The 10,690-nt window shown below is 30.1% G+C and carries 11 protein-coding genes; 5 read left to right on the top strand and 6 right to left on the bottom strand.

Annotated features, from left to right (window positions below; genetic code table 11):
• Window positions 1-211: 211 nt before the first annotated feature.
• From RWO76_RS03530 to rpmH, 6 genes are all read right to left on the bottom strand, one after another.
• Window positions 212-433, bottom strand: coding sequence for a hypothetical protein (locus RWO76_RS03530; RefSeq protein WP_314354326.1), 222 nt, complete (start codon window positions 431-433; stop codon window positions 212-214).
• A gap of 116 nt (window positions 434-549) precedes the next feature.
• Window positions 550-1,398 carry a helix-turn-helix domain-containing protein gene (locus tag RWO76_RS03525; RefSeq protein WP_314354325.1) on the bottom strand — a complete coding sequence of 283 codons (849 nt, stop codon included), beginning with the start codon at window positions 1,396-1,398 and terminating at the stop codon, window positions 550-552.
• Window positions 1,399-1,733: 335 nt separating this feature from the next.
• The gene (gene jag / locus RWO76_RS03520) at window positions 1,734-2,480 is read right to left on the bottom strand and encodes an RNA-binding cell elongation regulator Jag/EloR (protein ID WP_314354324.1); all 747 of its coding nucleotides are present in this window, start codon (window positions 2,478-2,480) and stop codon (window positions 1,734-1,736) included.
• A 71-nt stretch (window positions 2,481-2,551) separates the two neighbouring features.
• Window positions 2,552-3,367, bottom strand: a complete 816-nt coding sequence (yidC, locus tag RWO76_RS03515) for a membrane protein insertase YidC (RefSeq protein WP_314354323.1) — start codon at window positions 3,365-3,367, stop codon at window positions 2,552-2,554.
• Window positions 3,351-3,737: a ribonuclease P protein component gene (gene rnpA / locus RWO76_RS03510; protein WP_314354322.1), complete on the bottom strand. Its 387-nt coding sequence runs from the start codon at window positions 3,735-3,737 to the stop codon at window positions 3,351-3,353. Before rnpA ends, yidC begins: the two co-directional genes overlap by 17 nt.
• Window positions 3,738-3,802: 65 nt before the next feature.
• On the bottom strand, window positions 3,803-3,937 hold the full coding sequence (rpmH, locus tag RWO76_RS03505) for a 50S ribosomal protein L34 (RefSeq protein WP_006703104.1): 135 nt from the start codon (window positions 3,935-3,937) through the stop codon (window positions 3,803-3,805).
• Window positions 3,938-4,454: 517 nt separating this feature from the next.
• Between rpmH and dnaA the strand changes: the two genes are divergently transcribed.
• From dnaA to gyrB, 5 genes are all read left to right on the top strand, one after another.
• Window positions 4,455-5,822: a chromosomal replication initiator protein DnaA gene (dnaA, locus tag RWO76_RS03500; RefSeq protein ID WP_314354321.1), complete on the top strand. Its 1,368-nt coding sequence runs from the start codon at window positions 4,455-4,457 to the stop codon at window positions 5,820-5,822.
• A gap of 178 nt (window positions 5,823-6,000) precedes the next feature.
• Entirely contained in the window at window positions 6,001-7,158 is a 1,158-nt protein-coding gene (gene dnaN, locus RWO76_RS03495) for a DNA polymerase III subunit beta (protein ID WP_314354320.1), read from the top strand.
• A 228-nt stretch (window positions 7,159-7,386) separates the two neighbouring features.
• Window positions 7,387-7,632, top strand: a complete 246-nt coding sequence (yaaA, locus tag RWO76_RS03490; RefSeq protein ID WP_314354319.1) for a S4 domain-containing protein YaaA — start codon at window positions 7,387-7,389, stop codon at window positions 7,630-7,632.
• A complete protein-coding gene (gene recF, locus RWO76_RS03485; RefSeq protein ID WP_314354318.1) occupies window positions 7,619-8,728 on the top strand; it encodes a DNA replication/repair protein RecF in 1,110 nt (369 codons plus the stop codon). The genes yaaA and recF overlap by 14 nt, the downstream gene beginning before the upstream one ends.
• Window positions 8,729-8,751: 23 nt before the next feature.
• Window positions 8,752-10,689: a DNA topoisomerase (ATP-hydrolyzing) subunit B gene (gene gyrB / locus RWO76_RS03480; protein WP_314354316.1), complete on the top strand. Its 1,938-nt coding sequence runs from the start codon at window positions 8,752-8,754 to the stop codon at window positions 10,687-10,689.
• The last annotated feature ends 1 nt before the right edge of the window (window position 10,690 follow it).

Genomic DNA, 10,690 nt, shown 5'->3' with positions numbered 1-10,690 from the left:
AGTTTTCAAAGGTCAACGCCGCTTATCGCGACAACTCCTATATACTAACATAGGCGTTTTTCTCTGTCAACAACTTTTTGAAATTTATTTTAAATTTCTTTTTTTTCGTAATCGCTTTAAAAACGAACGTTCGTTAACAACGTATATAATTTACCATAGCTAGCTTTTGTTTGCAAGTCTTTTATATAAAAAATTTCTTCAGGAATAATAGCTATTTTTCTTCTTTATTATCAATTGGTTCTAACCATTCTTTTTTGATGTTTTTTTCTAGATTTTTTTGTCTTTGATTTTCTTCCATTTTTGGCATCATAATGAATGTATCTCCAAAACTGTTAAAATCATATTCTTCCTCTAATGAGGGTAACTGAATATCCTCTGGTAAAATTACTTTTTCTTTTTTTAGAAATTCATCTTTATTTAATCGTAAACCCATTTTAATCACTCCTTTATTCTATTATAATGACCCTCATTTATTTTTCAATATTTTATTCACTAAAAAAAGCAAGAAGATTTTTCTTCCTGCTTATTAAACTCTAATTATCTATTTTATTATAAAGAATCATTAATTTTTTCAATTTCAGTCAATAATTCATCATTTGAATTAATTCTTGCGAAAGCTGCAGCATCATTTAAGTATAATTTTACTTCTTCTTTATCTGCATTGCTCTCTAATGAATTCATTGCTAATTGATAATATAATCTTGATAAATAATAAGTAATATGAAATTGACTACATAATTCAATTCCTTTTTTTAGTAACTCATTACTCTTTTTATAGTTATTATTTTTATTAAAGAACATAGCACTATGATATAAAACCATTAGTACACGCCAAACATCTTCCATTTTTTCTAATTGATGTTTTTCAACTTCTTGAATAGCCTTTGTAAAGAAATATTCTGCTTTTTCTATATCGTTTTGTTTTTGATATACTAAACCTAATCCAGCATAAGCTAAATGTAGATATGTATCCTGGTTTTCATATTGTTCTGCTAAAATCTTATTAAAGTAGAATAAATCATCTTCCATTTTTTTGCCTTGTAAAACTTGTGTGAATCCTCTTAAGTATAACAAGTGAATTTTTTGTTCATCGTTCAATTGATCTTTTTGAATTGTTCCAATCAATTTTTCAGACAATTCATAATCCATTGTTACAATACTTTCTTCAATTTTATCTAAAAGTTTGTTTGTAGCAACTTCTTTAGTATTGACACTCGCAAATAAGTCCCCCACATCTAATTGCAATCGTGCACACAATTGACTTAAGATTTTCATTGAAGGAATTTGTCCATGATTTTCAAATCGGCTTAAAGTTGCCTGCGTACAAATTCCATGACTCAATTCAATCTGAGATAAGCCTTTTTCTTTACGACGCCTTATAAACACTTGAATATCCATAATGATTCTCCTAACTATATATTTTCACTATTATTGTACATTGTTTTTGGGAAATTTTCCAATATTTTTATTTATTTTTCCTTATATAAAATTTGTTGTATGTTTTATATAAAATACACATATTTCTTATTGTCTTCTCCCTAAAGACACTGCGATAACTCATTTTAACGCTTTTTATGAAAAGTTTCAACCTCAAAATCAGGATTTTATCAAGTTTCTTTCTATTATATTGTATTTTATTTCTACTATTTATGTTTATATTGTTTTATTAATCCGATACTAATTGATTTTAAGTTATAAAAAAAGACTGGAATTAGTTCCAGTCTTTAACTATTTTATTCTGCAATTTCTACAACTAAATAACGGTGTGGTTCTTTACCTTCTGAATGAGTAGAAATTCGTTTATTTTTACTTAAATATGCATGAATTTGTTTTCTTTCATATGCAGGTAATGGTTCTAAATATACCGGTTGTTTTGTTTTTAACACACGGCGTGCTGTTTTTTCAGCAATTTGTTGTAATGCTTCTGTGCGACGTAAACGGTAATCTCCTACATCTACTTGTACGGACATTCTTCCTTTTACAAAACGATGAACAGATACTTGAGCTAATACTTGTAATGCATTCAAAATTTTACCATATTTACCAATTAATAAACCTGGTTTATCTGTTTCAAATACAAAATTCATTTTTTCTTTTTGTACTTCAACATGAACTACACTTGGTGCTCCATAAATTTCAGCAATTTGTTCTAAATAAGCTTTTGTAACATGAGCAGCTTCTTCAATATGATTATCTAATACTTCAACTGCTTCATCAGATTCTTCATAGTTATCTTCAATATCAAATTCTTCTTCCTCATAAGATTCTTCGACTTCTTCAACAACTACTTCTTCTTGTTCAATTTTTTCTTTAACAGTAATTGATACTACCGCATCTTTTTGTCCGAATCCAAATAATCCTTTTTTACCTTCATCAATTACTTCAATTTCTACATCATCTTGTGTTAATTGTAATTGTCGTAATCCTTTTTGGATTGCCTTTTCTACTGAAGCATCATTTACTCGAATCGTTTGTGTCATCTTCTATATCCTCCATATTGCAAATTTACATGTATTATCTCATGTTCTTTTGATCTGAACAAGTCAATTCTTTAACTTCTACCGTGTTTTTTCTTAGCTTTTTCCAAAGCTTTCTCACGACGACGTTTTTCCTGTTGAATAGCTTCTTGTTCTGCAATAAATGTAAATGGATTATTCATAATTAAAGTTTGAATAACCATAAAGATATTCCCTACAACCCAATATAATGATAATGCACTTGGGAATGTTAATGCTGTAAACCCAATCATTACTGGTAATACAAATAACATAATTTTTCCAGCTGCTCCACTGTCTTGCATTTTCATAGTTAACCAAGAAGTTGCATAAGTTGTAGCAACCACTAAAATTGGTAAAATAAAAAATGGATCTGGTTGATCTAAATTAAACCATAAAAATGATCCTGTTTTTAAAGCTTCTGTACGACTGATTGCTTGGTATAAAGCAATCATTACTGGCAATTGAATCGCTACTGGTAAACATCCAGCATATTGATTCACTCCTTCTCTTTCATATAATGCTGAAATTTCTTCTCGTAATATTTCTTGCGTTTTATGATCACGAGCAGAGTATTTTTCACGAAGCTTATTAATTTCTGGTTGTAAAATGGCTGTTTGTCTTGTTGTCTTATATTGGAAGTGCATAATTGGTACTAGTACAATTCTTGTTATAATTGTAAAAACAATAATTCCTAAACCATAACTATTTCCAAAAATATGAGATAAAGTAATAATAAATTGAGATAAATTATAAATAATCACCCGATCCCAAATCCCTGTACTTTCTGCTGTTACAGGTGTTGTACTACATGCTGCTAAAAATAATGTTAAAACTGCTAATGTTAAAGCTAATTTATGCTTTTTCTTCACTTAATTCCCTACTTTCTCCATTATAATCATCTTTTATTAAAATCTTTCCCAATTTTAATACATGCATCATACATTTTTTTACTTCATGATAATTCATAGATACTACAGGTTTACGTGCTATCACGATAAAATCAATCTCTTTTTGTAATTGTGGCTTTAGTTCTGTTAATACACTTCGTATTAATCGTTTTATACGATTTCTAACAACTGCATTTCCTAATTTTTTACTCACAGAAATTCCAACTCTAAAATGTGATTGATTCAATTTATTAATTTGATAAACTACAAATTGACGATTCGCTACTGAATTTCCATGATGAAAAACTCGTTGAAACTCTCGCTCTTTCTTTACTCGATAAGACTTACGCATACACTCACCTTTATCTAAGTTTTTAAAACATTTATAAAAAAAAGATCACTGAGACGTTCAGTGATCTAAGCTGCTAAAACTTTTCTACCTTTACGGCGTCTGCTTGCTAATACTCTACGGCCATTTTTTGTACTCATACGTTTACGGAAACCGTGAACTTTTTGACGTTTACGTTTATTTGGTTGATATGTTCTTTTCATAACTTCTTGCACCTCCTAGTTCTGTGTCATGTCTAACTATCCTAGACAGTCTACATCATTATAATGATATTCCTTAACAAAGTCAATACTTTGTTTCTTGCATCACTGTACTGGAGTATCATATCATATTTTATTCAAAATACCTAGTAAAATTATTTATCTTTCCATAGTTATCCACAATTATTTTTTAAAATTTTTTCAAAATTTAAACTTTTCCCTAAATTTTCCACAATTTTTTAACAAATTCAAAGCATGTTTACAAAAACATATCCACAAGTTGTGGATAATGTGGATATCATTCTTAAACCTCTATGTTTATTGGATTTATTCTATCAACAATTTCTGTGAATAAATAAATTTTATCGTTATTTTTTACAAATTATCCACATTTTTGTGGAAAACTTATTACAAATTCACTAAAATTTGTTAAAAACAGATTTTCTGTGGAAAACTTTTAAAAAAAATGCTACACTTACTCTTAGATTTTATTATTATTATCCACAAGGAGGTGTTATTTATGGATCTATTAGATGAATTTTGGAAAATTTTATTAACTCATTTTGAAAAAACAAATTCAGATTTTACGATTAAACATTGGATTATGCCTGCTAAATTATTAAAATTTGACCAAAATTATCTTTATATTCAAGTTCCTTCTCAAACGTATGCTAATTTCTGGGAAGATAATCTACTAACAGATGTAATGGAACGTGGATATGATTATTTTAGAAAGTCATTTGAACCAAAGTTTATTATTTCAGATGAGCAAGATTTTCAAAAAAAACAAACATTCACAGAACCTACCCCACATATTTCTACAAATGAAGAAATTAAAGAAGTTAATCAAAATATTTATTTAGAAGATGATTCTCTATTAAATCCTAAATATACATTTGATTCATTTATTATTGGTAAAGGAAATCAAATGGCACATGCTGCTGCTCTAGTAGTTTGCGAAAGACCAGGACAATTATATAATCCCCTGTTTTTCTATGGGGGTGTTGGTCTCGGGAAAACTCACTTAATGCAAGCTATTGGGAATCAATATAAATTGCTAAATCCACATGCACGTGTTAAATACGTAACGAGTGAAGCTTTTACAAATGAAATGATTACTTCATTGAGAACAAATACTCAACAAGAATTCAGAGATTATTATCGTAATGTTGATTTATTATTAGTAGATGATATTCAATTTTTTGCTGAAAAAGAAGCAACTCAAGAAGAGTTTTTCCATACATTCAATGCACTCTTTAATAACCAAAAACAAATTGTTTTAACGAGTGATCGACAGCCAACTGAAATCAAAGCTTTACAAGAACGCTTAGTCTCAAGATTCGTTTCTGGTCTCCCAGTCGATATTACTCCACCAGATTTAGAAACAAGAATTGCCATTTTATCTAAAAAAGCAGAAGCTGTTGGAATTGATATTCCTACTGATACACTAAGCTATATTGCTGGACAAATTCAATCCAATGTCCGTGAATTAGAAGGTGCTCTTGTTAGAGTTCAAGCTTATTCTGTGACTCATGGAGAAGATATTACAACAAATTTAGCTGCTGAAGCTCTACAAAACTTTATCCCTGGAAGTAAAGAAAAAATTGTATCAGTTCAAGATATTCAAGAAGCAGTAGCTCGCTATTATCATATTTCTTTAGAAGATTTAAAAGGTAAGAAACGAACAAAATCCATTGTAGAACCCCGTCAAATTGCCATGTATTTAGCAAGAGAATTAACAAATAGCTCTCTTCCAAAATTAGGAACAGAATTTGGCAAGGATCATTCTACTGTATTACATGCCTATGATAAAATTAATGAAGAATATAAGCTTCAAGGTGATATTACAAAAGCTGTTAATGATTTAAAGAAAAAACTTGGTTTTTAAGATGTGGATAACTACTCTAGTTATTAAATTATTATCCACAATACTTATTCACAATTAAAAATAATGAATTTAAAAGTAAAATAATAGTTTTCCACAAAATTAACAGGCCCTACTACTATTACTATATTTATTATAAATAAAATTAAATTTAAGACATACATACATTAGGAGGCATAAAATGAAATTTTCAATTAATCGTCAAGCATTTTTAAAAAATTTAGCAGACGTTCAACGTGCTATTCCCTCTAAAACAACGATTCCCATTTTGACAGGAATTAAATTAGTTGTTTCTCAAGAAGGAATTACTTTAACAGGTAGTGATTCTGAAGTCTCTATTGAAATCTTTCTTCCAGTAGAACATGAAGAATTACAATTATCGATTCATGAAACAGGTTCAATTGTATTACCTGCTCGTTTCTTTGGTGAAATTGTTAAAAAATTACCTCAAAATACATTTACTTTAGCAACAAATGAACAATTACAAGCAACGATTACAGCAGGAAGTGCTGCATTTACATTAAATGGATTATCTGCTCATGATTATCCACAACTTCCAGAAGTAGAAAAAGATCATGTATTAACATTGCCTGTTCCATTATTTAGACAAGTGATTTTACAAACTTCTATTGCTGTTTCTACTGCTGAATCTCGCCCTATTTTAACGGGAATTCATATGGTTATTGCGAATAATCAATTAAAAGCTGTTGCAACAGACTCTCACCGTTTGAGTCAAAGAATTATTCCTTTAGAAATGCCTGAAACAAGTAATGCGTTAACATTTGAAATTACTTTACCAGGTAAAACATTAATTGAATTATCACGTATTATTGATGGTTTAGAAACGATTGATTTTGCAATTACTGAAAATCAAGTTCTTTTCCAAACAGAAACTCTTTCTTTCTACTCTCGTTTATTAGAAGGACGTTATCCAGATACAGATCGATTAATCAATGATCAATTTAATACAGCGATTACGGTTGTTGCGAGTGATTTAGTAGCAGCTGTAGATCGTGCTTCATTAATGTCACATACAGATAAAAATAATATTGCGACATTATCGATTAATGAAAATCGTATTTTATTAACAGGAAATTCACCAGAAATTGGAAAAGTTGAAGAAGAAATTATGGTAGAAAATTATGAAGGTGCTTCATTAGATGTTTCATTCAATCCTGATTATTTAAAAGATGCCCTTCGTTTATTTGGTTCTTCAGAAGCTACAATTCAATTTTTAGAAGCGAATCGTCCATTTACATTGACATTAAAAGATAATCATTCAGATATTCCATATAGTTTTATTCAATTAGTGACACCAGTTCGTACATTTAATGGATAAAAAAATAGTCCATGATGATTTTTATCATCATGGATTTTTTTTTGCTTATTTTTAAAATTTTAAAAAAATCCTATTAAATTTCATTTTTCCCTTTAAAAAAGGTTTTTTATTTATTTAATCAAAAAATGCAAAAATAGGCGGAATTTTTCAAAATCTTTGAGAATTCTCACAAAAAAAGGTATAATACAGTAGTATGTGTATACCCAAATGAGAGAAAAGAGGAAAATCATGACAAAGATTGTAACAATTACAGAAGAATTTATTACATTAGGACAATTTTTAAAACATATTGATGTCATTACAACAGGTGGACAAGCAAAATGGTATTTGCAAGAAACAGTTGTATTTGTCGATGGTGAAATTGAAAATCGTCGTGGTAGAAAACTTTATGATAAAACACGTGTAGAAATTCCTGAAGAAGGCATTTTTGTTGTGAGAAGAAAATCTGAGGAAGTAATGGATGAGATTAGTTGAATTACAACTGAATCATTTCAGAAATTATGAAGAACTTTTTCTTGAATTTGGGAAAGGAGTTCATATTTTCATCGGTGAAAATGCTCAAGGTAAAACGAATTTGATGGAATCTATTTATACTTTGGCAATGACGAAGAGTCATCGTACAAATCAAGATCGAGAATTGATTATGTGGAATCAAGATGCTGCTACTATTAAAGGTAAAGTAGAAAAGAAAATTAGCAATATTCCCTTGGAAATTCGTTTTTCAAATAAAGGCAAAATAGGAAGAGTGAATCATTTAGAACAAAAAAAACTTAGTTCCTATTTAGGACAATTAAATGTCATTTTATTTGCACCTGAAAATTTAGAATTAGTGAAAGGTGCTCCAGCAAATCGCCGAAAATTCATGGATATGGAACTAGGTCAAATGAATCCTATTTATTTACATGAATTAGTAGAATATCAACGCCTTATAAAGCAAAGAAATCATTATTTAAAACAATTAGCCATTAAAAAATCAACGGCTGATATTTATTTAGAAGTTTTAACAGAACAAGTCATTGAAAAGGCAAGTGCAATTTTAAACCATCGTTTAGAATTTATGGAACAATTGGAAGCTTTAGCAAAACCAATTCATGAACAAATTTCATTAGGAAGAGAAGAGTTTTCATTGAAATATCAAACATCCCTTTCGATTGAAAAAGGAATATCTCAAAATGAATTAAAAGAATTGTATCAAAAACAATTTGAAGTTGTACAAAAAAGAGAATTAGAACAAGCGAGTACTTTAGTAGGTCCGCATCGAGATGATTTGATTTTTTATTTAAATGATAAACCTGTTCAAAATTTTGGTTCTCAAGGGCAACAACGTTCAATTGTATTAAGTTTAAAATTAGCAGAAATAGAATTAATGAACATCGCTACGGGAGAATATCCAATTTTATTATTAGATGATGTGTTATCTGAATTAGATGATGATCGACAAACACATTTGATTAAAGCAATTGAAAATAAAGTACAAACATTCATAACAACGACTAGTTTAGATGGAATTCGTAAGCAATTTATTAATGAACCAATTGTATATCCGATTCATCAAGGTCAAGTTCAATGAAAAATGGAGTGTGAGAATAGAAAATGACAGAAGAAAATAAAGAAGTTCTTGCTGCACAATATGATGCCAGTCAGATTCAAGTATTAGAAGGATTAGAAGCTGTACGTAAACGTCCAGGGATGTATATTGGTTCTACAAGTAGTGCCGGTTTACACCATTTAGTATGGGAAATTGTTGATAACTCAATCGATGAAGCTTTAGCAGGATTTGCGACTCATATTGAAATTGAGATTACACCTGAAAACCATATCCGTGTTACTGATGATGGACGTGGAATTCCAGTTGATATTCAAGAAAAAACAGGACGTCCTGCTGTAGAAACTGTCTTTACAGTACTACACGCTGGGGGAAAATTTGGCGGCGGAGGTTATAAAGTTTCCGGTGGTCTTCACGGGGTAGGTGCTTCTGTTGTAAATGCACTTTCTACTGATTTAACCGTCCAAGTTTTTAAAGATGGAAATATTTATGAACAGTCTTATAAACGTGGTGCTGTTTTAGAAGATTTAAAAGTAATTGGAAAAACGGATAAACATGGAACTAGTGTTTATTTTGTTCCAGATCCAGAAATTTTCCAAGAAACAACTGTATATGACTTTGAAAAATTAGCGAATCGTGTACGAGAACTAGCTTTTTTAAATAAAGGATTAAAACTAACGATTACTGATTTGCGGGTAGAAGAGCCTGTTGTAAAAACATTTTATTATGAAGGCGGAATTAAAAGTTATGTTGAACATTTAAATAAGTCTAAGCAAGTATTATTTGAAGAACCGATTTATGTTGAAGGAGAACAAGATGGTATTCAAGTAGAAGTAGCTATGCAGTATACTTCAGGATACCATACGAATTTATTAAGTTTTACAAATAATATCCATACTTATGAAGGTGGAACACATGAATCTGGAATGAAAACCGCACTTACTCGTGTCATTAATGATTACGCTCGTCGTCAAAAATTAATGAAAGAGAATGAAGAAAAATTAAGTGGGGAAGATGTACGTGAAGGATTGACGGCTGTTGTATCTATTAAACATCCTGATCCACAATTTGAAGGTCAAACGAAAACAAAATTAGGAAATTCTGAAGCAAGAACGATTACAGATCGATTATTTGCAACTCATTTTGATAAATTCTTAATGGAAAATCCTCAAGTTGCTCGTAAAATTGTTGAAAAAGGGATTTTAGCTTCTAAAGCACGTTTAGCTGCTAAAAGAGCGCGTGAAGTAACTCGTAAGAAATCTGGTTTAGAAATTTCTAATTTACCAGGAAAATTAGCGGACTGTTCAAGTAATGATCCAAGTGTTTCAGAAATCTTCATTGTCGAAGGAGATTCTGCGGGAGGTTCTGCAAAACAAGGACGTTCTCGTCATTTCCAAGCGATTTTACCAATTCGAGGGAAAATCTTAAACGTTGAAAAAGCATCATTAGATAAAATTTTAGCCAACGATGAAATTCGTTCTCTATTTACTGCAATGGGAACAGGATTTGGTGGAGATTTTGATTTATCAAAAGCTCGTTATCATAAATTAGTGATTATGACCGATGCGGATGTCGATGGAGCACATATTCGAACATTATTAATAACATTATTCTATCGTTATATGCGCCCAGTAGTGGAAGCAGGATATGTTTATATTGCGCAACCACCTCTTTATAAATTAAAACAAGGAAAACAAGAGTTTTATATTCAAAATGATGAGGAATTAGAAGCAAAATTAAAAGAACTTCCTGCTAGTCCAAAACCACAAATTTCTCGATATAAAGGTTTAGGAGAAATGGATGCGGAACAATTATGGGAAACAACAATGAATCCTCAAAATCGTTCGATGTTACAAGTAACGGTTGAAGATGCTGCTGAAGCTGATCAAGTGTTAGATATGTTAATGGGCGATAAAGTAGAACCACGTCGAGAATTTATTGAAGCAAATGCGAAATTTATTGACGTGAATGATTTAGATATTTAAT

This window comes from uncultured Granulicatella sp. (genome assembly GCF_963521425.1).
Taxonomy (GTDB): domain Bacteria; phylum Bacillota; class Bacilli; order Lactobacillales; family Aerococcaceae; genus Granulicatella.
This window is presented reverse-complemented; position numbering and strand designations above follow the sequence as displayed.

Bases quoted from the DNA above. Each gene is read 5' to 3' on its own strand.
- RWO76_RS03530 (WP_314354326.1), bottom strand. From the start codon at position 433: ATGGGTTTACGATTAAATAAAGATGAATTTCTAAAAAAAGAAAAAGTA.
- RWO76_RS03525 (WP_314354325.1), bottom strand. From the start codon at position 1,398: ATGGATATTCAAGTGTTTATAAGGCGTCGTAAAGAAAAAGGCTTATCT.
- jag (WP_314354324.1), bottom strand. From the start codon at position 2,480: ATGACACAAACGATTCGAGTAAATGATGCTTCAGTAGAAAAGGCAATC.
- rnpA (WP_314354322.1), bottom strand. From the start codon at position 3,737: ATGCGTAAGTCTTATCGAGTAAAGAAAGAGCGAGAGTTTCAACGAGTT.
- rpmH (WP_006703104.1), bottom strand. From the start codon at position 3,937: ATGAAAAGAACATATCAACCAAATAAACGTAAACGTCAAAAAGTTCAC.
- dnaA (WP_314354321.1), top strand. From the start codon at position 4,455: ATGGATCTATTAGATGAATTTTGGAAAATTTTATTAACTCATTTTGAA.
- dnaN (WP_314354320.1), top strand. From the start codon at position 6,001: ATGAAATTTTCAATTAATCGTCAAGCATTTTTAAAAAATTTAGCAGAC.
- yaaA (WP_314354319.1), top strand. From the start codon at position 7,387: ATGACAAAGATTGTAACAATTACAGAAGAATTTATTACATTAGGACAA.
- recF (WP_314354318.1), top strand. From the start codon at position 7,619: ATGAGATTAGTTGAATTACAACTGAATCATTTCAGAAATTATGAAGAA.
- gyrB (WP_314354316.1), top strand. From the start codon at position 8,752: ATGACAGAAGAAAATAAAGAAGTTCTTGCTGCACAATATGATGCCAGT.